This window comes from Luteibacter sp. GL_149 (genome assembly GCF_057834065.1).
Genome location: NZ_CM174395.1, coordinates 2,085,539 through 2,110,854, shown reverse-complemented (window position 1 = coordinate 2,110,854; position 25,316 = coordinate 2,085,539). Strand labels below are relative to the sequence as shown.

At 61.5% G+C, this 25,316-nt stretch carries 23 protein-coding genes; 8 read left to right on the top strand and 15 right to left on the bottom strand.

The features are described 5' to 3' along the window. Window positions 1-60: 60 nt before the first annotated feature. The 3 genes from AC3IR3_RS09705 (at window position 61) to AC3IR3_RS09695 (ending at window position 2,717) form a co-directional block, all read left to right on the top strand. Complete coding sequence (locus tag AC3IR3_RS09705) at window positions 61-420, top strand: type II toxin-antitoxin system Phd/YefM family antitoxin (RefSeq protein ID WP_489196676.1); 360 nt, start codon at window positions 61-63, stop codon at window positions 418-420. Then, entirely contained in the window at window positions 420-1,061 is a 642-nt protein-coding gene (locus AC3IR3_RS09700) for an ATPase (RefSeq protein WP_489196675.1), read from the top strand. Before AC3IR3_RS09705 ends, AC3IR3_RS09700 begins: the two co-directional genes overlap by 1 nt. 84 nt (window positions 1,062-1,145) lie before the next feature. Next, a complete protein-coding gene (locus tag AC3IR3_RS09695; protein WP_489196674.1) occupies window positions 1,146-2,717 on the top strand; it encodes an oleate hydratase in 1,572 nt (523 codons plus the stop codon). Window positions 2,718-2,780: 63 nt separating this feature from the next. On the opposite strand, the gene AC3IR3_RS09690 is transcribed toward AC3IR3_RS09695, so the two are convergent. After that, window positions 2,781-3,365, bottom strand: a complete 585-nt coding sequence (locus AC3IR3_RS09690) for a fasciclin domain-containing protein (protein ID WP_489196673.1) — start codon at window positions 3,363-3,365, stop codon at window positions 2,781-2,783. A gap of 94 nt (window positions 3,366-3,459) precedes the next feature. On the opposite strand from AC3IR3_RS09690, the gene AC3IR3_RS09685 reads away from it, so the two are divergent. The 5 genes from AC3IR3_RS09685 (at window position 3,460) to AC3IR3_RS09665 (ending at window position 10,210) form a co-directional block, all read left to right on the top strand. Continuing rightward, window positions 3,460-4,188 (top strand): 4'-phosphopantetheinyl transferase family protein, encoded by a 729-nt coding sequence (locus AC3IR3_RS09685; RefSeq protein ID WP_489196672.1) that lies wholly within the window; start codon window positions 3,460-3,462, stop codon window positions 4,186-4,188. Between the two features lie 197 nt (window positions 4,189-4,385). Beyond that, complete coding sequence (tviB, locus tag AC3IR3_RS09680; protein ID WP_489196671.1) at window positions 4,386-5,663, top strand: Vi polysaccharide biosynthesis UDP-N-acetylglucosamine C-6 dehydrogenase TviB; 1,278 nt, start codon at window positions 4,386-4,388, stop codon at window positions 5,661-5,663. Window positions 5,664-5,678: 15 nt separating this feature from the next. Then, window positions 5,679-6,689, top strand: coding sequence for an NAD-dependent epimerase (locus tag AC3IR3_RS09675; protein ID WP_489196670.1), 1,011 nt, complete (start codon window positions 5,679-5,681; stop codon window positions 6,687-6,689). A 32-nt stretch (window positions 6,690-6,721) separates the two neighbouring features. Continuing rightward, a complete protein-coding gene (locus AC3IR3_RS09670; RefSeq protein WP_489196669.1) occupies window positions 6,722-8,380 on the top strand; it encodes a GMC oxidoreductase in 1,659 nt (552 codons plus the stop codon). Between the two features lie 429 nt (window positions 8,381-8,809). After that, complete coding sequence (locus AC3IR3_RS09665; RefSeq protein ID WP_489196668.1) at window positions 8,810-10,210, top strand: TIGR03013 family XrtA/PEP-CTERM system glycosyltransferase; 1,401 nt, start codon at window positions 8,810-8,812, stop codon at window positions 10,208-10,210. A gap of 23 nt (window positions 10,211-10,233) precedes the next feature. Here the strand turns inward: AC3IR3_RS09665 and AC3IR3_RS09660 are convergent, their stop codons facing one another. From AC3IR3_RS09660 to AC3IR3_RS09595, 14 genes are all read right to left on the bottom strand, one after another. Next, window positions 10,234-10,866 carry a DnaJ domain-containing protein gene (locus tag AC3IR3_RS09660; protein WP_489196667.1) on the bottom strand — a complete coding sequence of 211 codons (633 nt, stop codon included), beginning with the start codon at window positions 10,864-10,866 and terminating at the stop codon, window positions 10,234-10,236. Window positions 10,867-11,450: 584 nt separating this feature from the next. Continuing rightward, the gene (locus tag AC3IR3_RS09655; protein WP_489196666.1) at window positions 11,451-12,245 is read right to left on the bottom strand and encodes a DNA adenine methylase; all 795 of its coding nucleotides are present in this window, start codon (window positions 12,243-12,245) and stop codon (window positions 11,451-11,453) included. 128 nt (window positions 12,246-12,373) lie between these two features. Beyond that, window positions 12,374-15,202 carry a discoidin domain-containing protein gene (locus AC3IR3_RS09650; protein ID WP_489196665.1) on the bottom strand — a complete coding sequence of 943 codons (2,829 nt, stop codon included), beginning with the start codon at window positions 15,200-15,202 and terminating at the stop codon, window positions 12,374-12,376. A 245-nt stretch (window positions 15,203-15,447) separates the two neighbouring features. Then, window positions 15,448-15,678 carry a hypothetical protein gene (locus AC3IR3_RS09645; protein WP_489196664.1) on the bottom strand — a complete coding sequence of 77 codons (231 nt, stop codon included), beginning with the start codon at window positions 15,676-15,678 and terminating at the stop codon, window positions 15,448-15,450. A gap of 1 nt (window position 15,679) precedes the next feature. Further along, window positions 15,680-16,453 (bottom strand): phage BR0599 family protein, encoded by a 774-nt coding sequence (locus tag AC3IR3_RS09640; RefSeq protein WP_489196663.1) that lies wholly within the window; start codon window positions 16,451-16,453, stop codon window positions 15,680-15,682. Beyond that, entirely contained in the window at window positions 16,446-18,149 is a 1,704-nt protein-coding gene (locus tag AC3IR3_RS09635) for a hypothetical protein (RefSeq protein WP_489196662.1), read from the bottom strand. Before AC3IR3_RS09635 ends, AC3IR3_RS09640 begins: the two co-directional genes overlap by 8 nt. 2 nt (window positions 18,150-18,151) lie before the next feature. Continuing rightward, complete coding sequence (locus AC3IR3_RS09630) at window positions 18,152-19,051, bottom strand: hypothetical protein (RefSeq protein ID WP_489196661.1); 900 nt, start codon at window positions 19,049-19,051, stop codon at window positions 18,152-18,154. Further along, entirely contained in the window at window positions 19,051-19,890 is an 840-nt protein-coding gene (locus AC3IR3_RS09625) for a hypothetical protein (protein WP_489196660.1), read from the bottom strand. The genes AC3IR3_RS09630 and AC3IR3_RS09625 overlap by 1 nt, the downstream gene beginning before the upstream one ends. Then, the gene (locus AC3IR3_RS09620) at window positions 19,890-22,502 is read right to left on the bottom strand and encodes a phage tail length tape measure family protein (protein ID WP_489225038.1); all 2,613 of its coding nucleotides are present in this window, start codon (window positions 22,500-22,502) and stop codon (window positions 19,890-19,892) included. Before AC3IR3_RS09620 ends, AC3IR3_RS09625 begins: the two co-directional genes overlap by 1 nt. A 322-nt stretch (window positions 22,503-22,824) precedes the next feature. Continuing rightward, window positions 22,825-23,379, bottom strand: a complete 555-nt coding sequence (locus AC3IR3_RS09615; protein WP_489196658.1) for a DUF6631 family protein — start codon at window positions 23,377-23,379, stop codon at window positions 22,825-22,827. Next, on the bottom strand, window positions 23,379-24,152 hold the full coding sequence (locus tag AC3IR3_RS09610; protein ID WP_489196657.1) for a phage tail tube protein: 774 nt from the start codon (window positions 24,150-24,152) through the stop codon (window positions 23,379-23,381). Before AC3IR3_RS09610 ends, AC3IR3_RS09615 begins: the two co-directional genes overlap by 1 nt. After that, window positions 24,149-24,328 carry a DUF7210 family protein gene (locus tag AC3IR3_RS09605; RefSeq protein WP_489196656.1) on the bottom strand — a complete coding sequence of 60 codons (180 nt, stop codon included), beginning with the start codon at window positions 24,326-24,328 and terminating at the stop codon, window positions 24,149-24,151. Before AC3IR3_RS09605 ends, AC3IR3_RS09610 begins: the two co-directional genes overlap by 4 nt. Further along, entirely contained in the window at window positions 24,325-24,789 is a 465-nt protein-coding gene (locus tag AC3IR3_RS09600; protein WP_489196655.1) for a phage tail terminator protein, read from the bottom strand. Before AC3IR3_RS09600 ends, AC3IR3_RS09605 begins: the two co-directional genes overlap by 4 nt. Continuing rightward, on the bottom strand, window positions 24,786-25,313 hold the full coding sequence (locus AC3IR3_RS09595; protein WP_489196654.1) for a gp436 family protein: 528 nt from the start codon (window positions 25,311-25,313) through the stop codon (window positions 24,786-24,788). The genes AC3IR3_RS09600 and AC3IR3_RS09595 overlap by 4 nt, the downstream gene beginning before the upstream one ends. Between the last annotated feature and the right edge of the window lie 3 nt (window positions 25,314-25,316).

The window sequence follows — 25,316 nt, the reverse complement described above, 5'->3', positions numbered from 1 at the left end:
GGTTCGCCGCCCGGCGTCGCTCCCAAGGATCCGGCACCCGGGCACATGTAAGGTGCTCTCATGTCCCAGACCATTGCGCTTCCCGGCCTCCACGGCCAGACCGCGAACCTCGAATCGCTCCCCAGCACCGAAGCCAAGAACGGCTTCGCGCAATTGCTCGAACGCGTCACGCGCAGTGCGCGGCCGGTCGTGATCACACGCAACGCACGGCCAGCGGCGGTGATGTTGTCGGTCGAAGAATACGCGCGGCTGGTCCAGGCCGCTCCCGATCCCCTCGCCCCCTTGCAGGCCGATTTCGATCGTCTGGTAGCCGGCATGCGTACGCCCCGTGCACAGGCCGGCGTGGACGCGCTGTTCGGCGCCACACCGGAGCAACTCGGAGCCGCAGCGGCTCGCGCGGCAGGTAAAGGCAAGCATTGATGCCACGCATCACGGTGCTGGCCGGCACCAATGGCGCCGGTAAAAGCAGCATCGCCGGCGCCATGCTTCGCGAAAAGGGCGGCGAATACTTCAACCCCGACGAACAGACACGCGCCATTCTCGAAACGCATCCCGGCATGGAGCCAGGCGAAGCCAATGCGCTCGCCTGGCAGGAAAGCGTACGTCGTCTTGAAGATGCGATCGCGACCCGCAAGGACTATGTCTTCGAAACCACGCTGGGTGGCGCCACCGTTACCGGCCTGTTGCTCGAAGCCGCCGACGCGGGATTCGAGATCGGGCTCTGGTATTGCGGCCTCGACAGTCCCGAGAGACATCTGGAACGCATTCGCAGTCGGGTAGGCGCCGGTGGCCACGACATTCCCGAAGAAAAAGTGCGACAGCGATACAACGCCAGCCGCCAGAATCTCGCGCGCCTCATTCCCCGGCTGCATACACTGCTGGCGTACGACAACAGTGTCGATGCCGACCCGAAGACCGGTCACGTCCCTGCCCCATGGCTGGTCCTCGCATTGCACGAAGGCGCGGTCACTTTCCCGCGGACCGCGGACGATATGGCGCGGACGCCTGCGTGGGCGCAGCCGCTGGTCGCGCGGGCGTATCAACAAGCATCGAATCGCTGACCTACACAAAGTTTTCACACAGGTATGCGATACCAGTTGCCCTTCGTACACACCTCCAAGCATTTCTCACCAGGCAGGTAGTCCATGGGCAAATACTATTTCGTAGGAAGCGGTATCGCGTCTCTGGCCGGGGCGGCGTTTCTGATCCGCGATGGCGGCGTTTCAGGCAAGGACATTGCGATTCTTGAAGAATCGCACCAGTTCGGCGGTGCATTCGACGCGCACGGCAATGCCGATACCGGTTACTACATGAGTGGAAGCCGGATGTTCGAGGCGATGTACCAGTGCACGTTCGACCTGTTGGCATCGATTCCTTCGTTAAGCAATCCCAATATTTCGATCAAGGAAGAAACCGATCTCTCCAACAAGGCGACGCCCTGGTACAACAAGGCACGCCTCGTGGACCGCGATGGAAAAATCCCGGATTTCCACAGCATGGATTTTACCGAGAAGGACCGGATAGACCTGGTCAGGATCATGGCCGAGCCGGAGGGGATGCTCGATTCCAAACGCATCACCGACTGCTTCGAAGAGCACTTCTTCCAGACCAACTTCTGGTTCGAATGGTGCACCCTGTTCGCCTTCGAGCGCTGGCACAGCGCGATAGAGTTCAAGCGCTATCTGCAACGGTTCGTGCATCACTTCTCCACCATCGATACGCAGGAAAACATCTACCGCAGCCTGTACAACCAGTACGACAGCTTCGCCGTACCGCTGGTGCGCTGGCTGAAGGATCGGCAGGTGGATTTTCGCTATGGCGTGCGCGTCGGGGATCTGCATTTCAAATCGGGGACGGACGCGATCACCGTTACCGGCATCGAATACCGGGAAAAAGGTGTCGACGGACATATCGATATCGGCGACGGCGACAAGGTATTCGTCACCAACGGCTCGATGACGGCCGACAAGGTATTCGGATCGATGACGCAAGCGCCGGTGATGGACCGCAGCAACAAGGCGGGTGCCTGGCGGCTATGGGAAACGCTTGCCGAAGGCAGGCCGCATTTCGGCAACCCCTCGGCGTTCAACGGCAACATCGCCGAATCGTCATGGATTTCATACACCGTCACGGTCAAGGACCCGCTGTTCTTCGAGCTGATGGAAAAATTCAGCGGAAGCAAACCCGGCACCGGCGGACTGATTACCTTCAAAGACTCCAACTGGCTGATCACGATTTCCATCTACCACCAGCCATTCTTCCCGAACCAGCCGGAAGGCACGTTTGTCTGGTGGGGCTATGGCCTGTTCCACGACCGTCCCGGCGACTATGTCAAAAAGTCCATGGTCGAATGCAACGGTGCTGAAATCCTGCAGGAAGTGCTGGGACATCTGCACTTCAGCCAGCAGGACAAGGACGCCATCCTCGCCAGTTCCAATTGCATTCCCTGCACCATGCCGTATATCACCAGTCAGTTCATGGTGCGCAAGGCCGGCGACCGGCCCAAAGTCGTCCCGCAAGGATCGACCAACCTCGCCTTCATGGGTCAATACGCCGAGCAACCCGATGACGTGGTGTTCACGGTGGAGTATTCCGTGCGCAGTGCGATGAGTGCGGTTTACACCTTGCTGAAACTGGATAAGAAACCGCCAGCGGTCTACAAGGGGCTACACAGCCCCAGGGTCATTGTCGACGCGATCCGTACCCTGCATCGCTAAGCGTCCCGCCGCCGTCAGACGAGCCGTCCGGGGCTCGTCTGACGGCACAGGCCGCGTCGCGTCTTAAGGCATCAGTACCTTGTCGATGACGTGAATCACGCCGTTCGATTGCATCACGTCGCGGATCGTAACGTGTGCCGTATTGCCTTTGGCGTCGCTCACTTCAAGGACATTACCCGACTGGACCACGGTCAGCGGCTCGCCCTGCACGGTGGTCAGTGTCGCTTTGCCGCCCGCCTTCTTCACCTGGGCCATAAGATCGTTCGCGGTGTATCGACCCGCCACCACGTGATAGGTCAGGATCTTCGTCAGCGTCGCCTTGTTTTCCTGCTTCACCAGCGTATCGACGGTGCCCGCCGGCAGCGCAGCGAAGGCTTCATTGGTTGGCGCGAATACCGTGAACGGGCCGGGGCCGGACAGCGTATCGACCAGACCCGCGGCTTTGACAGCTGCGACGAGGGTCGTGTGGTCTTTCGAATTGACCGCATTCTCAATGATGTTCTTGCTCGGATACATGGCGGCGCCGCCCACCATGACCGTCTTATCGGCACCCATGGCATCGCCTGCCATGACCGGAGCGCAAACAGCCAGGACGCTCGCGATAGAGAAAGCCAGGCAAAGCGCACGCATGGGCTTGGTCGTGTTCATGTCGAATCCTTGGGAACACCCCGGCATTGGGGTACAGGGATATACGTGCGTCGACCCACTCCGGATGCATTCGCGGTTAGGGTACGCTTGCCCCATGGACACCCTGCCCGGATGCGTCGACCTCTGGTTCGCCGACGATGAACGCATCGTCGGCGAGACCGTTCTCGATCGTTTTCGCGCGATGCTGGAGGCCGACGAGGTGGCCAGACAGCAACGCTTCGTCCAGGCACGACACCGCCATCAATACCTCGTCGCCCACGGCATGCTGCGTACCGTGCTTGCCGGCTACCTGAACGTCGATCCCGGAACACTGCGATTCGGCACGAACGAATACGGTAAACCTTCGCTGCTCGCCCCACCTCGCCCGCTCGCCTTCAATCTGTCGCATACCGACGGCCTCATCGTCCTCGCCGTCGCGGACAGCGGCCGGCTGGGGGTCGACGTCGAAGCGCCCGCGCGGGTCATGGACAACATGGATCTCGCGAAAGCACACTTCTCGGCGGCCGAAATAGAGAGCCTTCGCCGCGTGCCGGAAGCCGGGCGCGCCGCCCACTTCATCGACCTTTGGACACTGAAAGAAGCGTATGTGAAGGGACGGGGGGAAGGCCTGTCCGTTCCGCTCGCCGGCTTTTCCTTTGCGGTCGACGGCGAGGACATCGTTTTCCAGGGTCCGGCCGACGACCGACGCGCCTGGCGTTTCTGGCGCGAACGTCCCGTTACCGGTCATACCGTTGCCATCGCGTGGCTGACCGACGATTCCGGCGTCGCCGGACCCCGCCTGTATGACTTCGCGACGCTCGCGACATCCTGTCCACCCAGCTAACGGCATCCTCCTTCTGGCTAGAGGGGCAAGCGCCCGGTGTCCTGTTAGGCTGTTTTCGCCGGCTATCGGGGAATCACGGCATGTCGCCATCGTACGTTCGAGACTCGTCGAATGCCCCACGGGGCGGCAGTCGGTATTCGCGGACGCCGGTCACGCGCAGTGAACCCGGGCGCCACCCAAGCGGACAGGATGATCGTATGCGGAATCTGGAAAGCACGCGGCTTGCCGTCGTCGGTCTGGGCTATGTCGGCCTGCCTCTGGCCGTTGAGTTCGGCAAGCGCTATGACACCGTCGGATTCGACATCAACGCCACGCGCATCGCGGAACTCCGTGCCGGTGTCGACAATACGCTGGAAGTCGACGCCAACGAACTGGGCGAAGCCCATCGCCTGACGTTTTCGGCGGAACTGGACGACATCCACGAGTGCAACGTATTCATCGTCACAGTGCCCACGCCCATCGACAGCGCGAAGCGACCGGACCTGACGCCGCTGATCCGTGCCAGCGAACTGATCGGTCACGTACTGAAGCCCGGCGATGTGGTGATTTACGAGTCGACGGTGTATCCGGGCTGCACGGAAGAAGTCTGTGTGCCGATCCTGGAACAGTCATCGGGACTCACCTTCAATCGCGATTTCTTCGCCGGCTATAGCCCCGAACGAATCAATCCCGGCGACAAGGCGCACCGCGTGACCAGCATTCTCAAGGTCACCTCCGGTTCCACGCCCGAAACGGCGGACTTCGTCGATAGCCTGTATGCCTCCGTGATTACCGCCGGCACGCACAAGGCCAGTTGCCTGAAGGTGGCCGAGGCCGCCAAGGTGATCGAGAACACGCAGCGCGACCTCAATATCGCGCTGGTCAACGATCTGGCCATCCTGTTCAACAAGCTCGGCATCGACACGCTGGAAGTTCTGCAGGCCGCCGGAACGAAGTGGAATTTCCTGCCCTTCCGGCCGGGTCTGGTAGGCGGTCACTGCATCGGCGTCGATCCCTACTACCTGACACACAAGGCGGCCGAAGTCGGGCACCACCCCGATGTCATCCTGGCGGGACGGCGCACCAATGACGGCATGGGGCCGTACATCGCCAACGAAGTCATTCGTCTGATGGTGCACAAAGGCATCAACCCTGTGCGTGCACGCGTATTGGTGCTGGGCCTGGCCTTCAAGGAAAACTGCCCCGACCTGCGCAATACGCGTGTCGTGGACATCCTGCACGCCTTGCAAAGTTACAACGCCCAGGTCGACATCCACGACCCGTGGGTGAACGGCGCCGAGGCGCGGCACGAATATGGCATCGATCCGATCGTGGAGCCCCGTACGGGACAGTACGACGCGGTGATCGTCGCCGTCGGCCACCGGGAATTCGTCGCGCTTGGCGCAGTCGGCATCCGTGCGTTCGGCAAGCCGGAATCGGTGATCTACGACGTGAAGTACGTGCTTCCACGGGATGCCGTCGATGGACGTTTATAAACGAGTTGGCCGGTCATGAAAATTCTGGTCACCGGTACGGCCGGGTTCATCGGTTCGTATGTCGCGCAGCGGTTGCTGGCGCGCGGCGACGAGGTCATCGGCCTGGACAACCTCAACGACTATTACGACGTCACGCTTAAAAAAGCGCGCCTGGCGCGTTTCGCGGAACATCCGGCCTATACGCATATCCATGCCGATCTGTCCGATCGCACGGCCATGGAGGCGACTTTCGCCACGCATAAGCCGCAACGGGTGGTGCACCTCGCCGCTCAGGCCGGTGTGCGCTATGCCGCCGAGAACCCGCACGTCTATGTATCGAGCAACATCACCGGCTTTCTGCACATCATTGAAGGTTGCCGTCACCACAACGTGGAGCATCTGGTTTTCGCCTCCACCAGTTCGGTCTACGGCGCCAATACGCGGCTTCCGTTCTCCGAGCACGAACCGACCGAACATCCGCTCACGCTATATGCCGCGTCGAAAAAAGCGAACGAGCAGATGGCGCACAGCTACGCCCACCTGTACGGCGTGCGCTGCACGGGCCTGCGTTTCTTCACCGTCTACGGCCCCTGGGGCCGACCGGACATGGCGCTATTCCTGTTCACTCGAGCGATCCTCGCGGACGAACCGATTCCCGTCTTCAATCATGGGCACCACAAGCGCAGCTTCACCTATGTCGACGACATCGCCGAAGGCGTCGTGCGTTCGCTCGATCACCTGCCCCAGACCAATGCAGACTGGGATGGCAAGGCACCCGATCCGGCCAGCAGCGGCGTCGCGCCCTACCGCATCTACAACATCGGCAACGAAGAGCCGGTGGAACTCATGCATTACATCGAAGTACTGGAGGCATGCCTCGGCCAGCGCGCCCGCCTGAACATGCTGCCCCTCCAGCCGGGCGACGTACCGGATACCGAAGCCGATGTTTCCGAACTGGTATCGGCCGTTGGATATAGGCCGAAGGTGTCAGTAGAAACCGGCGTGAAGGAATTCGTACGCTGGTATCGCGACTATTACAGGACCTAGGTCCTGCACTGCTTGGTTATCTGGGAGGCCTCGTGATCGTCGATTATCTGGAAGAGGCGGGTCCGACCGTTTTCGACGTCGACCTGTGCGTCATCGGCGCCGGTGCCGCGGGCATCGCCATCGCGCGATCGTTCATCGGATCGGGCATCACGGTATGCGTGGTCGAAAGTGGCGGCCTCGCTGGCGAGGAGCGCACACAACAGCTTTACGCAGGCACCTCCATCGGCAGCCAGGTCTTCGATCCCGCCAGTTCGCGCATGCGGGTATTCGGTGGCAGCTGCAATCTGTGGGGCGGCGGCTGCATACCGCTGGGCCAGCAGGACATGCATGCACGCGACTGGGTGCCGCATAGCGGCTGGCCGCTGTCGTATGCCGAACTCGAACCGTTCTATGTACGCGCGCGCGACTACTGCCGCATCGACCCGCACGAATTCGCGGACGGCTCGTTCCTGGCGCCGCTTGCTCACCAGCCGATTGCCTTCGATGCGGACAAACTCGTAAACCAGGTATTCGCGCGCAGCCCGATCCTGTTCGGCAACGCGTACCGCGAAGAACTGGAGCGCGCGACCAATATCACGGTGCTGCTGCATGCGAACCTGCTCGAACTGAAGAGCGACGAAGGCGCCGCGTCGATAAACGAGGCCGCCATCGGCACCCTCGACGGCCGACGCGGCACGGTGCATGCGCGCCACTATGTCCTGGCATCGGGCGGCATCGAAAATGCGCGACTCCTGCTGCTTTCCGATTCGGTGGCGAAAAACGGGCTCGGCAACGACCACGACCTGGTCGGCCGGTTCTTCATGGATCATCCCAGCGGCAGTCTGGGCACCGTGCACACGGATACGCCCGAGCGACTGACCCAGCCGTACGACCGCAATTTGGGAAAAGGTCCCGCACCCTCCTTCCCCGAAATAGGCCTGTCCGTGCAGGCACAACATACCCATCGGCTGTTGAGCGGACGCGTGCATCCGTTCGCCGTCGAAAGCGCCGTGCCGAAGGGACTGCGTGCCCTGCGCGAACTGCGCGCGATGCTTCGATCGCGCAAGCTGGACGAAAACGCGGTGCTGGAAGCCAGACTATGCGCCGCGATGAAGAACGGCCCCTCGCCCGGCGACGATACCATCGTGCCTGTCGACGGGCTGGCGAAACTGACGTTGCGGCTGGGACTGGGCATGGGCGACATCGCCCGGGCCTTCGTACATAAGCTCACCGGAAAGCCGACCGTCCGCAGCAATCATGTCGAGCTTGTGGGTTACTTCGAACAGGCGCCCAATCCCGACAGCCGGATTACGCTCGGCGACGATGTGGATGCGCTGGGTCTGCGCAAGGTGCGCATCGACTGGCGCCTGACGCCGCTTGACCGGCATACCTACCGCACCTCCGCGACGCTGTTCGGCGACGAACTGGCCAGCGCCTGCGGCGGCCGCTTCGAACTGGCTCCCTGGCTCGCCGACGACAATGCACCGCCACGCGTACACGGTACCGCGCACCATATCGGCACGACGCGCATGTCGACCGATCCCACGAAGGGCGTCGTCGATTCCAACTGTCGCGTGCATGGGGTGGCGAATCTTCACGTTGCCGGCAGCTCGGTCTTTCCTACCGGTGGCTGGGCATTTCCCACGTTTACGATCGTCGCGCTGAGTTTGCGGCTGGCGGAGCATTTGCGGGAGTTGCTGGTGGTGGTTTAGAGGGGTAGAGACAGCCACGGCGTAGTTCGTGTCGCTTGCGGTTTCGTCGTCTCACGCTCGTGCGTTTGCGAGGCCGCAACACCCGGAAGAGCCGTCGGCCACCGCCCTCGACGCGACTTGCGGAACCGAGCGCGGCGGGGCGCAGCCATTAAAACACCAGCCGCGCAGCGGCTATCCCTTCCCGAGCGACGGTGGAGACGGAGCGTCGAGGGCGGTGGCCGACGGCTCTCCCCGAAACGTCCGAGCGCGATGGCAATAGCGATGGCGAAGCCGAGCCGCCCCACGGTCTGTACACACCAGCCATTCCAAACGACCTGACCATCCGGCCTACCCGTCCTGACCGTTCGTGACATAGCGCCCGCCCCGTCCACGGACTAACGTCGTGCATGCCTTGGGGGAGGCGGAAATCAACGGCAAAGGGGTAACGGGATGCTTCGGATTCTGCGGCTGCGCATCGTGCGCTGGCTATTACTGCTCGCCCTGTGCGAACTACTCCTGCTGGCGGGATCGTTGAATGTCGCGATGTACCTGCGCTTCTTCCTGTACCCGGACGACCTCGCCGAATTCACGCGGCATCTGCCGCAGCGTTCGGCGGTATTCGCCATCGTCATCTTCCTGGGCATGCTCGCGCTTGGCGAGTACCGCACGCATCTGCGCACCAACTGGCTCGGCATCGTCGCGCGGCAGGCGGTCGCTTTCGTGCTGGGCGGCATCGGGCTGGTGGTCGTGTATTACGCCATTCCGCAGGCTTATGTCGGTCGCGGCGTGCTGGCGATGGCGCTGGTGCTCGGTTTCCTCACGGTCGCCATCTTCCGCATCGCTTTCATGCGACTGGTGGAAATCGAGGCGCTGAAGCGCCGCGTACTCATCCTGGGTGCCGGCGATCGCGCCGCGCAGATCCACAATCGCATGCGGCGGCGCTCGGACCGTCGCGGCTTCACCGTCGTCGGCTACCTGCGCTGCCCCAACGATCCGGTCGTCGTGCCCGAGCAACTGGTACTGACGTCCGATATGCCGCTGCACCTGATCGCCGCACGCTACCAGGTCGACGAAATCGTGGTGGGCGTCGACGACCGGCGCGGCCGGCTTCCCATGGATGCGCTGCTCGAATGCCGGCAGGCGGGCGTCACGATCACCGACCTCACTACCTTCTTCGAGCGCGAATCCGGACGCTTGCAGCTGTCGATGCTCGATCCTTCGTGGCTGGTTTTCTCGCGAGGCTTCAACGCCACGCCAATCCATCTGCTGGGCAAACGCTGCTTCGACCTGCTGGCGGCAGGCACGATGCTCGTGCTTTTCTGGCCGTTGATGCTGGCCGTGGCACTGGCGATATGGCTCGAATCCGGTCGCGGTCAACCGGTTCTCTATCTGCAGGAACGCGTCGGCGAGCACGGCAAGACATTCTGGCTGTACAAGTTCCGCAGCATGCGCACCGATGCCGAATGCGATGGCGTCGCGCGCTGGGCCTGCCAGGGCGATAACCGCGTGACGCGAGTGGGCCGTATCTGCCGCAAGCTGCGTTTCGACGAACTGCCGCAGCTATGGAACGTGCTCAAAGGCGAAATGAGCATCGTCGGACCGCGCCCGGAACGTCCGCAGTTCGTCGCCGACCTTGCGACGAAGATCCGTTATTACAGCCTTCGACATTGCCTCAAACCGGGCCTGGCGGGCTGGGCGCAACTCAGTTACCCGTACGGTGCGTCGGAAGAAGACGCGGCGGAAAAGCTCAAGTACGACCTGTTCTACGTGAAGAACCACAACCTCCTGCTCGACATGGTGATCCTGATCGAGACCGTGGAAGTCGTTCTGTTCGGTCGTGGCGCACGGTAATGAGCATGCCGCGCACCGGCGATTCACCTGCCCGGACGCGCGCTGGGCGTGGACAGCGTATGCATGGGCGAGCTGTACCAGTCCACCACTTCGCCATGCTCGAAACGGATCCACGACGGACCGTAGTCCCATTGATCGTCGTGCATGATCATCGGCTCGCCTTCGATGGCGCGCACTTCATCCCGCGACATGCCCAGTGCGATGGTGGACACGTTGGTATGGCTGGCGGGTTTGCTCTCCACATCTTCCGGAGCGGTACCGGTGCCACTGTCGCCCGCTGGCGCCAAAGGATCGAGCTGCCACAGAACGATACCCACGACGAGCACGATGCCGATGAGTACCAGTCTCGCGCGGAAGCGCGGCGGTGCCGCCCTGGGTTCCGGGACGCGCTGCGGAACGACAGGCTCGTTCGCCGCGACGCCGCGGCTGGGGGCCGCACCGGGGAGCCGTCCATGACGGCGCAGAAAGTCCATGGCGGCGCCGTACTGCGCGATCACCCGTTGCAGTTCGCCCGCGTCGCCGGACGCATTTCCCACGCGATCGGGATGCAATTGCGCGATGTGCCGGCGATACGCGTGTTTGAACTCCGCCACGTCGCAACCCGGACTGACGCCCAGTTTCTGGTACAGGTCGAGAAAGTCGGTCTCGCTGGACAAGCCATTCCCCTTTGGCGGATCGCGGGACAAGCGTTGCGTACGATGGCTTTGGCGGCAAGGGAAATTTTGTCCGGGGTGGGGATGGGGGATGGGGGGTGGGAAGTGGGGGCGCCATTCTGTAGCGAATCGCGATATTCCAGCCTGAAGGGTTGATATAACTCCACGTTCCCGAGCGTTGCACATTCTGCAATGGAATTGCGGATACCGGCGCCGCTAACCATGCCTGGGGCGCGACTTCCTGCCGGACTTGTAGCCCGGCCAGAAGAGGTCATCCAGCTCGGCCTGGCTGAAACCGGGGTCATAAAGGTCTCGCGGCATCTGCGCTCGGATATGGGTCTCATGACGGACCACGTATCTCTCAGCCATGCGCTCGTGGGTCGCGGCCGACCGAGCCCACGTAGGCCGCCATTTGCGGGGACCATAGAGCCAGACCAACTCCCAGCCACCCTTCACCTGCCGGATACGGGCAAAGGGCCGGTCATGGTGGCCGAGTCGGCCCTCATACCCGTAGCTGTAGTTCGTCCAGATCACCATCCCCGAGACGATATGCCGACCCTGTCTCAGCGTCTGGGAGCCGAGTGCGGTCAGAACAGCCCGGCCGGCTCCGCGTCCACGTCCCAGCTGAAGATCAGTACCTCCTGAACATCCTTGGCCCGCCCACCGCCACCCACCGTGTACGAATGGCTGGCCTGCTCGATGTGGAAACCAGCGAAGAGGCGGCGGATGTCGGGATGGTCGTTCAGGGTGACGATGGCCTTGCCCTGGATCGCGGTGAGCGAGCTGGCCAGCGCCTCGTACTGCTCCCAACCGAAGTCCACGCCGTAGCCTTCGGTCTGCCAATACGGCGGGTCCATGAAGAACAGCGTGTGGGGCCGGTCGTACTTGGCCACGCACCCCGACCAGGTCAGATGCTCGATGTAGGCACTGGCTAGCCGTAGATGGGCCGCCGACAGCGTCTCTTCGATCCGTAGGAGATTCAGGCCGGGCGGCGTGGTCGTCGCGGTCCCGTAGGACTGCCCGTCGACCCTACCGCCGAACGCGCTCTGCTGGAGGTAGTAGAAGCGCGCCGCCCGCTGGATATCGGTCAGGGTCTCGGGCTGGGTCATCTTCAGCCACTCGAACACCTTGCGGCTGCTGAGCGCCCATTTGAACTGCCGGACGAACTCTTCCAGGTGGTTCTGCACGACCCGGTAAAGGTTGATCAGGTCGCCATTGATGTCGTTGAGAACTTCGACATCGCTGGGCTGCTTGAGGAAAAACAACGCCGCGCCGCCAGCAAACGGCTCGACGTAGCAACTATGCGTATTGGGAAAGAACTTGAATATCCGATCAGCCAGGCGGCGCTTGCCACCAAGCCACGGAACGATCGGCTGAGCCATGACTGTCTCCACATATGAGAACGCGGGTGTTTAAGCTCGACCTCGCCGTGATCACGGAAGGGGCCTCGCTCGATCCACGCTCTCTCGTGGAAAGGGGTCGTGCTGTATCAGCAGCACGGCGCCCCGTCTTAACTAATCGTGTAGTACTGCTTTGCGCTTGCCGGGCTGGATGCACCCACTACTGTCGTTACGTCGACCCACGTGCTTCCGTCCGTCGACCTTTGAATCTTGAAATCCTTCGGGTAGCGTCGCGTCGCTGTGAAGCCATCCGCGCCGTACATCATCAGCGCACTGGCACTCACCGACGTGCCGCAATCAATCGCCAGCCAGCACGGTACGGGACTGCCTGTTGCAGTGGCCCACGTATCCGTGTTGGTCGACGGTACCGTGCTTTGCAACACCTTGCCCGGATCGAATCCCGAATAGTTCGAGGACGCCGTGGCTGTGTAACCGTTGGTAGGCAATTCATTGCCACCCAGCATCAGGCGAAGGCGTGCAATCTGCGTATACCCATCCGTCGCGGCGTCGACCGCCGTGATGTAAATGCGCCAATAGCGTGAGGCCACACCGCTGGCAACGATGGAGCTATCGCTCAGATCCTTGAAAACCCCGGTGCTGCTCGTTACCCGAACCACCCACGAAAAGGTGCCGTTGGTCGTGGTGGTTCCCGTTAGTGCACCGGTGCTGGGATTGAGCGACACGCCGGTGGGAAGCTGGCCACTCACGATGCTCCACGTATACGGGGTCACGCTGCCTGATGCGGTGTAGGTGAAGTTGTAGGCAGCGCCCGGCGAGCTATCCGGCGCATCGCCGCTAAGCACCAGGGGCAATACGTACTGAAAGCTCGCGCTCAGCGCTTGCAGACTGGCGTTACCCGCACGGACCGCCGAGATGCTGACCGTGACCGCACCGTTGGCGCTCACTGTCGGCGTAAACGTGTTCCCGACGACGCCCGTCTTCGTGCTATCGACGACGCCGTTAAGTCGCACTACAACCGTGTAGGTCGTGCCCGGCTCCGGACCGATGTCAGTCTGCAGCGTGTCGATCAGCTGATCAGCCTGCAGGACGCGATCGCGATGCGACCAGGTCAGTACCAGGGCCCCCTCGACAACGACCGGATAGCGTGCGCCACGGATCTTCAGGTTGCCCGGTGGATACGGACGGATTTGCCGATCGTTGAAGGTCAAGCTGAGCGCCGTTGCCAGCGCCGGATCGAGTCGACCCTCCGCTGTGCGCGTAAGCAGTTTGACCTGGACCGTCTCGCCACCGGCATATTCCGTCTCGCCATAGCCGGCGCGATCCTCGTAGCACCACAGACGCGCGCCGACGTCGTGCACTACGGGAACGGTATCGGCAACGCCGCGCGCGATCGTTATCGCGCCAGTCGAGGTATTGATGGCATCGATGCGGACCTCTTCGCTATCGAGTAGTGCCACGTCGCCCACGTCAACGAGGTCAAGGTCGACGGGGCTGGTGATCACGATGGCGGTGTCGAGTGGACCAATCGCCGCACCCAATAGGCCGCCAGGACAGAAATCGCCGGAACCTGCGTCATCGTAGGGATTTGACCCCACCCGAGACACAATGTCGAAGTTGTAGGCGACACCGGCAGCGCGAGCGCCCAGGGCGAGCAGGTAGCCAGCGTCCGCAGGAAGCACCTGCATGTCGGCCGTGCGCAAACGGCGCGCAAGGTCGCGATAAGGCATCTCGATCACACGCTGAGCCGGCAGTGGATGGGGCTTGGTGTCAGGTGCCTGCCAGCCGCTCGGCTGCACTGCCAAGAACGTCGTCAGCGGCAAACCGTAGGAATCCTGCACGCAGGTCAGCTTGATCGGTCGATTGGGCCGATCACCGCGATTGACCTCCAACACACGCAGCGGCATTTTTACGATGCCCTTACGCTTCCAACTAAATGCGATGACGTCGCCGCGCTTGATGCGCCACAGACTGCTGAAGACCTCAAGGTCAACCGATGCGGGCAGCCCGCTCTTGGCATGGCAATCGCGAACTGCGGCACGATTGGCCTGCTCTCCTTTATAGAAGCCTGCGTACTCGGTGCTTTGGTTGACGACACGGCCTTGCGCCTGGATGTTGGCAAGGTTCTGCGCCGGGGCCGTGTTCGCATCGTTCTTGGCCGCCAGATCATGGTACTTGACGGTGACCTCATTGACCGTATCGGTGAGCAGCGTTTGCTGGAAACGGACCAGTTTCGTGATGTTGCTCTCGTCGACCTGCACCAGGGCATTGACGTCGTAGTCGCCGCGCACCAGCACGATCTGCTGCAACAGTGTCTCCGGATCTTCGGTCATCATCGCGCCGATGTGATCGCACACTTCGCCGATGAACGTGTCCACAGGCGTACTGCGGCGCCAACCCAGACAGAGCCCGAAATCCTCATCCTTGAGCTTGACGGCCGCCGCACGAAAATTGACCAGATCGATGTCCGAGCGGCTCATGCCAGCAGCAAAATCGGGATCGGTCAGACACCGCATGATGATGTGGATGGGGTTCATCCCGCGACCAACCTGCGCGAGCGTCGGCTCCCAACAATCGTCATTGGCCCAACCCTTCAGCACTTTCCGTACGCGAACCGCTATCGGCTTCACGTACGGCGTGATCGCGCCTACTTCGCCATCGAATACGGCAGTAAACAGACCCCGATACGCGGGGTTGAGTCCGCCCTGGTACTGCCCGAGATAAGCGTTTGGCGCCTGGGTCGCCTCACCCATCATGACGGTGAACTTACCCTGCAGCCCGCCTTCCTTCGTGTCGCCACCGTAAAGGTTCGGCGCATTGATGGTGATAACACCCGATGTGGTCTGCTCACCCACCCAGGCTGTCTTGCCGTCGCCCGTAACTTCCAGCAATGCATCAATGGGGCCAGCGCAATACCCCATGTGAATGCCCATCGAGTTGCGATAGCCGATTTTGACCTTCTTGCCGCCCTTACCGCCCATGAGTTGTCGCCTCCTCGCGTGCACGCTGCACCAGGCGCATCGCCAAGGCATCGCCGGTTGCCTCGAACGAAGCTGCGGGCAGTCCGTGATGGCGGAATTGATGCCAATCGAGGCCGTGGCGAACGAACCAGGCACGACTGCCACTGGCGCAAAACTGCTCTTCCCGGACGTGGGTCAGGGTAACGATCACATCCTCCGTCATACGGCCACCACCGACGCCGGAATCTTCACGATTCGCATGGTCGTCACTTGCCCCCCGCCTTCGTATAGATAGGTGAGGTGCGTAGGTTGCCGTCCCACAGCACGTTGTTGTCTTCGATCCATAGCTCACCGAAGACCTCCATGATCTCGCGGCCGTCTTCTGCGGTCGGCACGCTGAGATCCTCCAGCGCGGGCGGCTTGGTCTTTGGCGCGGATGGCATCGTGGCGTAGACATAGATCAGCGATGCGAGCACGGCTATGAGAATAATCCACATCTCAGAACCCCGGATTGTTGTTGAAGGGCACTTTCGGCGGGATGTACATCTGCCCACCGTAATTCGGGATGTTGTGAAACTTGTCGTTGCAATGCTGCCCGGTGTGGTTACATCCGGGATACGCGGCGGCGACCGTTCCTACGGGGACGTTCGCGGCCGTGAGTAGCTTCAACGTTGCACCGGTGTGATCGGTAATGAATCGACGTTCGAGAAGACCCGACGTGGCCATCCACGTGATCCACCCACCGGCGAACCAACCGTCGGGATATGCCGCGAATGCGGCCGAAGACACCGAGGCATTTGTCGAAGCGATGAGCATGCCATTGACGCGCATGGCTTCGGCATTCGCTCCGCATCGCGCGCCATAGAGCGAATGCCGGCAGTTCTTCTGCCAGCAACCGCGAAGGCCGGTGGTGCGGAATGCGGCCGACGGCGGTAAACAATGAATGATCGCGCGACGGTCATTGTCCTCAACGTTGGCGATCTGGCCGCCCCAGATACCGCGCGCGACTGTGTCGCCAGCAGGTAAAAGGCGTACCAGTACGCTGATCTTCTCCAGCGTCGCGACCGGCTGAATTTGGCCGAGGACAGGAAGATCAAGCGGCACCGTGATATCGAGGGCACAACGCTGCAGTTCGGCTGACTGACTGATCTCGCCACGGCTCATCGCCGCCGGCGCATAGGTCTGGGTCTGGTAGACCAGGGGCTTGCGGCGGCTGGTGTAACGCCAGGCTACCGTACCGCGACGAAATTCGTAGAGTTCGACGTCACTCATTGCCGGGCACCTGGGCGAATTGAACAACGCAGATTGCCTGGCCTTCGCTATCGGTGACGTGCTGGATCTCCACGGCATCCGACGCCATACTGCAAAGAGCCAGATAGCTGATCGAGGCCACCTGCGCGGGCGTTACATCCCGACCGAGCGACGCGTCCAGACTGAGCTGCTCAGTGGTCGCATCGATCTCGATCCAGTTCGTGATCGCGCGGTACAGCACCGTACCGTCGACCAGCTCGATCTGGATTCGCTTACGACCAGGCTGGCCATGCAGGAATCGGCTATAGCCGCACCAGGCGATGGTGATGACCGGAGACGCGGCACTGGCGATGGCCGTCAGCTCGATATCGTCTTGCCCGGTGGGGAGCCACAGCTGACCCACGCGCCCCTGCATGTAGTACATGAGGGAACGTAGTGCGGCGCGATCGGCACGACCATAGAGTTTCCATACGTGCGTCTGGCTGCCCCAAACCAAGCCGGTAGCATCGCGTACGCTCACCGGACCGATTCCACCATCAAGCACCGTCAGGTCGCGATCGTAGATGGCTGTGGGTACCGTGCTTACTTCGGCTCGATGCTCCAACACCGGGTAGCCGGCATAGGTTGTGGGCGGTGCAATGGCGGGCCAGTCGCAGGGTTCGACAGCCTCCATCACGACATGGGCATCTACCCGGCGAGTGGTCGGTCGCTGCAGCTGCGGGCGGGTCGATAGACGTGTGATGCGCACCGGATAGACGCGTGTCCCTTGTGGCCAGGCATTAGCGGTCGGCCGAGTCAGCAACAACGCGTTCGCCGCGACGCCGCTCACCTCAACCAGCTCGTATTGCGTCGGACTATTCCAAAGCATCACCAAGCCGCCCGGGGTGTAGTCCAGGGAGGTGGTAGCGATCGGAATGCTGACGGACGCAAAAGTTAATGCCGTCTTCAGAAGCTGGTGATCGGGTGAAACGGGGAAAGCCCAGTTACGCGCGGACCAGTCGTACAGCGACGACTCCAGCAACCATCGATCGGCGTTGGCCACGCGGACATCGAACTCCCAGGTGCGCCGAGGGGAATCGCGCAAGGGATATACGACCCGGTTGCCGGCGACGGCCTGCTGTTCCTCGCTAAACCATTCCAGCCGCTCCAGCATGCCGTTGTGCCAGCGCGGCGGGATTGTCCAGGCAACGAGTCGGTTGCCGGTGATCTGCACCGTGACGGGCGTCATGCCGGCGAACAACCAATTGATCCTGGCGTCGATCAGCGGCGGACCATTCGTATCCACCGCGATCTGCCATTGGCGCTCCTGCAGGGGATTGAAGTTGAGCGGTAATTCGCCAGGACCAGTTGCCGAAATGCCATCGGCGTTCACCTTCTCCACATCCTGCAGAGTCAGGGCGCGATCAGGCCACGCGTTCCAGACCGATACGGTACGAACCTGGCTGGTGATCAGGTTTCCCATGTCGAGGAGCGAGGGGCGAACATGAACGCGAAAATAGAAGTCTCTGAAATAGGAGGCGGGTCGATAGCCGACAAGCGGATGTGACGGCGCGTCGACGGGGACGTTGGACACGTAGGCGCCTGCTTTTTTGCGCGCCATGCGTGCGGTACTTCTGGGCCAGTAATCGGCGGTGAAGTCCTGCATGCGCGACGTGAGTAGGCCGTTGACGTAGCCGCCGCGAACCCCACGAGTTAGGGCACCGAGAATCGCGACCATGATCAGGCTCCGTCGTACCGCATTGCCCAGCCGAAAGTGCCGGAGTGATCAGCGCCAGAGCCACTGCCGCCATTCGGCGCGGCCGCATTCTTTCGATAGAAGGGGTACACCTTCCATCTATCGCTCCCCATAGCGATGACCTGTTCGGGGTCCAGGTTGTTGATACGCAAGTACCGCGCGTTGGCGAGATCCAAGACCATTGATGTCTTGTTCGACGGACGGTCTACGATCGGTTGGATGGGAAGCAGTACGGCCTCGCCATTCCATTTGTTGGGTTGTGCCGCGAATTGATAGCCTGCAATCCAGTTCCCGGCGACGATCCGACCAGACGTAGTAGCCGCACTCCACACATTCCCATCCAGGCCGTAGTGAACGTAGGTGTTTGTGTTGCTCGATGGGCTATCGATCCAGAATGGCCCCGTAGAAACGAAGCCGTTGTAATCCTGCAGGCGGCCGCCATAGGGCGGGTTGTTGTTGTAGGTAATTAAGCCTTGGGGGTTGGTCGGCGGAAAGCCCGTAATCCAAACGCCTTTGCCTGGGAGTCCGGGGACCGGGCTCTGCCCAAACGCAAGGTATGTGTAGCGATCGACGCCATACCGGACGATAAAGTAGACCTCGGTATCGAAGACATGTGCGTAGTAAGCAACGGGCCAATCGAGCAGCTGCACCGATGTGACGGCCTGGAGGCGTACAGGCGTCGGCGTCGGCGTGGTCAGCGTGGTTCCGGCCACCCCGAGACCAGCGGTCGCTTCGATGAACGCACCGACGACCGCGAGTTTTACAAAGCAATCGCCTTTGGATGCAATCTGTCCATTCACAGTCCATCCGCCGTTTGCACATGCGGTCAGCAAGGCTGACATCAGCGATGGCAGATCGTTTGCCTGACCGAACGAATAGGCCATTACGAAAGCTCCAACGCGTAGTAATCGGTGAAGCCGGTGCGAGAAACGTCCTGAATGACGACGTACGTCTTCCCGTCGAGCGTGATCGTGTTCTCCACGACGTTGTTGAACCCACTGATGTGGTAAATGCCGTCGAGTTCCCCATAGATGTTCAGGGCATCGCACAAGGCGACGGGAATGAGCATGTAGACGCCCCCTGTATCTCGGATCGAATTCGTATTGCCTGCAACTTCCTGGCTGTTCCAGGGGAACGTGGTTGGCTGAAGCCATGAGCCGTCAACGAAACGCATACGAAGGTTCGCGCGCGCTCCCTTGTAAGGCATCGAGTGCGCGGTATCGGAGAAGCGGGTGGCGGGAATGCCGTTGAGCATGCCGGCGACGAACAGTGGATACGGATATTGGCCTGGCGTGGCGTATCGGAAGAAAAAGCCAGCGCCGCCGCTCTCATACACGGGCGTGCCGACCTTTAGACCAAACACGATCCGCTGAGCATTGACCACTAGCCAGTAGTCGATCCGCTGGTTATGCGCGGGGATACCGCTCTCGATGTAGTCGGGCTGCGCTGTGAACGCATTCGCGGCGACATAGCCTGTGAATCCCGCACTGGAGAGATTGTAGTAGTCGGCGTTGACGTCGTGGTACGAGCGAAAGCCGATGAATATCTGGTCTTCGCCCGACAACCCCGGACCACGCATGATCAGCTCACGCATCGCGGAAATAGTGTCGTATCGAAGGGTTACCCATCCGTTCGCCTCGGCAAAGGTTTTGATCTTCGCGAGCATCGCGTGGTGCGCAAGCACGCCACCGGAGTTGTCGACAAAGCCAATCTCGTATGCCATTAGCGTCCTACCGTCTGTTTCACAAATGAGGGGTTCTTACCGATGACCACCTTGACGGCGGACTCAAAGCTCGACGATGTCGCCCAGTCATCGAGCGCGGAATCATCCAGGCCAACGACGATGCGTTGATTGATCTGCGCAGGGGCGCCGCTTCCACCAGCATCCGGCGTGGGTGTGGGGCTATTCGGCGACGAAATGGAGGGTGCCGCCGGCGCGCTGGCCAGCGGGTGCACAAACCCGCCATCGGCGTAGCCAGGCGCGTGCCTGGCCAGGGCCGACATACCGTTGCGATTGAAGTCGTCGAGGAATGCACGTGCGCCTGGCTGGCGGACAACTTCCCGGCGGCTTACATGCTCTTCCGCATGCACGACGCCAACAGGCGTGTACTTGCCGCCCGGCCCCGTGTAACCGCCCTCGGAATACCCGTTGAGACTGGTGCTGTTGATCGTAGCCAGCACGCCGATGCCCTGGGCGACCGCACCGGCGATCGTCACGATGTTCATCGGGAAGCCGATCTTGCTCGACTCGGCGATGCTGGTCTGAATAGCCAGGATGGACTGCGCCAGGGCGGCCGCCTTCTGAAGCCCAAAGGCGATGCGGTACTGCCGGCTCTGCTCACCGTAGGCGGCCTTCGCGGCCGTGGCCAGCTGACCAAAGCCTGCTGCGGCGGTCTTCAAGGTCAGCTGGTTGCGCGCCTGCTCGATCGTCGCGCGCTGCGCGTTGAATTGCTCTTCGATCGCCAGCTTCTGTGCGTTGGCCGCCTCTTCATTCGCGATGTCCTGCTGACGAAACGTTTCGTTGGCTGCCAGCTGCGTCGCATGCCACGCATCGAGCGCCTGGCCAGCGCGGATGTTCTTCTGCAGCTCGCCGTCGACACCACCGACGGCGGCATCCGCCCCCTGGTAGGTCGGCGGCGGCGTCACTGAATTCTTACCGACGCGCTCGATGGCGTCGTGATATTGCTGTGCCGTGATGGTGCCCGCTGCCAGCAGGGCATTGAGCTGCTGGACTTGCGCGACAGCGGCCTCCATCTTTACTTCGGTCGGCGTACGCAGGCTTTCGCGAAGCTTCTCCCACGCCTCGCGGCTCTTGTCCGCGATCTTGTCCAGCTCCGCGTCGCGTATGACCGCGGCTAACTGGACGATGGCCGTACGCTCCGCCTCGATGCCGGCGACGTTGGCACCCTTACCCTGCTTGGCCAACGCGGCCTGGGCGTCGGCCTTCGTGACGGTCTCGTTGTACTTCGCCCAGGCAGCAGCCGTGGGATCGAGCTGACCCTGCAGCTGCTGCAGCGACTGGATCAGCTGCTGTTGTGCCGCCAGAGCTTGCTTCGTGTTATCGGTCACGCGCGGACCGGCCGCTGCTTTGGGCAGGCTTTTCTCGTACTGGTCTTTTGCACCCGCCAATGAGGCAGCGAGTTGCTTGTTGATGGTGTCCGCGTCGTTCGGCGCAGCCTTCAGCGCGGCGGCGGCGGCCTTCGTCAGCTCCTTGACGCGATCGTCGTATTTGTCACTCGCGGATTTGTATTGCTCTGTGGCCTTCCGGAGGACATCGACGCCCTTGTTTCCTGCGTCCGTGGTGTTCTGATTGTCAGTCTCCTGCCTGCGAGAAGCATCGGCCTCAGCCTGACGACGCTCTTCAGCATGATAAGCGACCGTTGCCTCACCGAGCTGCTGTTGAAGCGTCGTCAATCTTGATGCGCCGGAGGAACCCAACGTAGTCGACTGTGTGCCCGAAGCTTTGATGGTCTCGATTTGCCGCGCGTACTCGTTGGCAATTCGCTGTAGCCGCTGCAGTCTGTCGATATCCTGCTCAGGAGCACCGACGCTAAGCGCCTTATCCTTGTAGTAGCTCCCGGCCTCTTTGATGAAGTCCCAGGTGCGCTGCAACGTTCCGCGACCGGCCTCGATCTGCGCAGCGCGCTTCGCCATCGTCTCGCCGAGGGCATCGTATGCAAGGGCTACAGCAGCTGCGGCATTGCCTTCATCCTGGAAGCGCTCGATCTGCAGCAGCGCTGATGTGCTGAGATAGTGGTACTGCTGATCAAGTGCCTGGCTCGCCTTGACCGGGTCGTCGCCCAACTTGGATATCGCGGCAACCGACTGTTCCATGCTCCTGCCGGTGACGATGGCGAAATCCACGGCGGCCTGGCTCGCGGTTGCCAGCACTTGGCCCGATACTTTGCCGGACTCGGTAAATGCCAAAAGCGCATCGCGAGCAGGGCCGTACTTGCCCGTAGCCTGCCCGATGTCGTCACCCATCGCGCGGATCTGAGACGCCGACACACCGGCGTAATTGCCCGTGGTGATCAGTGCCTCGGAAAGGCGTTTCGAATCAAGGTAGCCCTGAACCGCAGCCACGCTGAGCAGGGCGACGATGCCGACAACACCCGTAATGCTCAGGGCCATGATGTCGGTGGCTATCGCGGTCGCCTTGCTGGCGATTCCGATGGTGGAGATGTTCGCCGCTGCGCCGGCGTAGTTGCCCGAAGCGAGGTTCTGACCGAGCATCGCAACCTGGCGACCCAGCGAAGACGCCTTGGTGCCGGTGCTATCCATCACCTTGCCGGTCTGGTCGAGCGTCTGGTTCAGCGTACCGGCCTCGGTGGCCATGTCGTCGATGCGCTGACTCGCCTGACTGAGCAGATCGGCGCTATCCGCGCCGGCATCGCCGACCGCCTTCACCGACTTGCGCAGATCGTCGAGGTTCTTTCGCGCGGACTCCAGATCGGCCTTGATCCGGAGCGCAATTTCGAGGTTGCGATCGGTCATTTTCTGGGTCCGAAGTTCGGGATATCGCGAAGGGCTTTGATGAAATCGAGCATGTTCTTCGCACCCTTCTTGCTCTTGCAGCCGCTGTAAGCGGTAGAGATGTCTTCAACGCTGTCCGCACGCGCGGCTCTGCGACGCCGTAATTCGGCGGCGTAGAGAAGCGTCAGCTGGCGAGCGGTGTATCGGGCGCCGAGGTATCCGGCGTTTCCGTGTCCGCACGCAATGAGGCAGGCATAGATGTCGCTCCATCTAGCTTTTGCTGAGCCAGATCGATCTGGCGCACCAATTTCTGACGCAGGCGCCGAGCGATCTGACGCATAAAAAAATGGCCGCACACTCCCCACCAGGTGAGCAACAGCAGTTCGCCGTCGGCGTCGTCCAACTGGTCGATCCACCGACTCAGATCCATCCGCACCTGGAGATCATCGGCACCAGTAATGGCATCGAGGATCAGCTCGCGGACTAGGACCGAGTTCCCAGCAAGGACATCGAGGATGTCTTCGACCAGGCCATCGCCGCTCTCGATCTGAACCTGGAGTGCCTTCGTCAGCGGAATCGCCTTTGCCCTCACCATCAGTCCAGCAACGAATCGATACTCCTGCACGACGATCGTCCGGCCGCCGATCGGCAGCGTGACGTCGGGATGCAGGATCGATAGATCATCGGCGCCCTCCTCGGGCGCCGATGATCTATCGGGCGCTGGGATCTTGCGCGCCATTAGGGAGCCGCTCCGGGCTGTACGAACCGACCAAAACCACCCAGCTGCGGATCGGCCGAGCGCATGCGGTCGTACAGGCAGGCGCCTTCCAGATCAATCGTCCCGTGTGCTTCGTTGATCAGCGCCAGAGTGCTAAGCGGATTGAACTTGACGCGATACAGCTCGCATACGACCGCAGCGCCGGTTCGCGTGTTGATGCCGTCGAATACCACATACCGCTGGGGCGGTGCCGCTTGGGTGAACATCGTCACCAGATCGGCTTCGGCATAGTCGTATGACGCTTTGAACGGCTGAACAAATGCACCTTTGTCGATCACGCGAACGATGCCGCTGTTCGGGCGGAAAAGACTCAACTTCTCCGCCGGTACAGGAAGTGGCGTACCCGTCGTGCTATCTGTCACCACCAGGTTGCTGATGCCTCGGCGATTGAGCTGGATGTAGTCGTCGTTAACCAGAGCTGTGGGCAGTATCTCGCCCACGACCGAGCCGCTCGCGATCTTCGCCGAAGCACCGTACAAACCAGTGGCAAGGTTGGCGAGTGACCAGCCGTGCAACGTCATGGCCACCTTCGCGTTCTTGCTCTTGTCCATCTGGTCATCGAGAAGACGGTTGCCGCTATAGCTTTCGATCACGTCGTCGGTTTCCACCGACAGCGTGATCTCGAACTTCGGCACGTTGAACACCCAGCGGGTCTTGCCCGGAAGTCCCGTGACAGGATCACGGTCGGCCATCCAGATCTCGCCCTGCAGGCTGAAGTACGTTTCGTTACTCATGTTGCGGACTCCGTGCCGGTGCTCTTGCGGCTACCGGTGATGACGGGCAACGGCGCAATTACGCCGCGTGCGGGTTCGGCCAACCAGGCCACCGTGATGTCGTCGACCTCGACAACATCACCGACAGCTCTGGGCTGGTCGCCGACGGTGAGGGGTTTGAGCAGCGTCACTTTCATGCGATCACTCCGATGGATTGCTGGGTTTGCCAGACATCCGTCCATAGGGCGGTACCGGCGTTGTAGTCGTTGAGGTCGCCCTGGATCAGCTGGCAAGGGATTGCGCCGGCGACGTCTGGCACGTAGCCCAGGAGTGCGCGGCGAATGTCACCAACGATGGCTTCCAGCTCCACACCTATCTGGGCACCACGCTGTTCGCGGTAGTTGCGCACCGCGACCACCACACCGAAGGTCACGCGCACGATCTGCGCCACCGGTACCTGACTACCCCGAGGGGCGTGGCCCACCGGTACTGTCTGCGGTTTTTCGCGAGCGAGTACGACGTAAGCGCATGGCACAGGAAAATCGCTGAGGCTCTTTACGGCTGCATAGTCGCCGGCACCGGCGACCTGTCGAAGCGCTTTCACTTTCTCGCGCAGACGGTCGATGATTGGCTGGGTATTGAACGGTGCCGTGTTCATGTGCCGAAGTCTCGGAACGTATCCATCGTGAACACACGCTCAGGCGCACTAATTTCCGGCATCCCCGAACCGGCAGGCGGCAGCGGATCGGTCGCACCAAGCGAGAACTTGCCATCCGCCGTCAACCCGAGAAATTTCAACGCCTGCTGGTAATCGCGGACCACCGGATCGGTCTGGTCGGTAGTGCCGTAGCGATCCTTGTGCAATAGGTAGCGGGCGATCCACTGTGACCACAGCGCGACCAGATCGGGCACAGGATTCAACGGCACGGTATAGGGCACCGGTTTGCGATTACGCAGGTATCCGTCGATCAGGTCATCGGCCGATTTTATGCCGCGTGCGATGTGGACCAGGGCATCGTCCGCAAGGGCGATCTGTTCTGACGACCAGGCACTGCGATCGCCATTACGGAGGCTGGCCTCCATTAGCGCATCCTCGATCACGATAGCGCTGTCGGCGGTGGCCACTTGCGCCAGTTCACGGGTGAGCTTGGCGTCGGCAAGTTGGGCGAATGAGGCGTACATGCA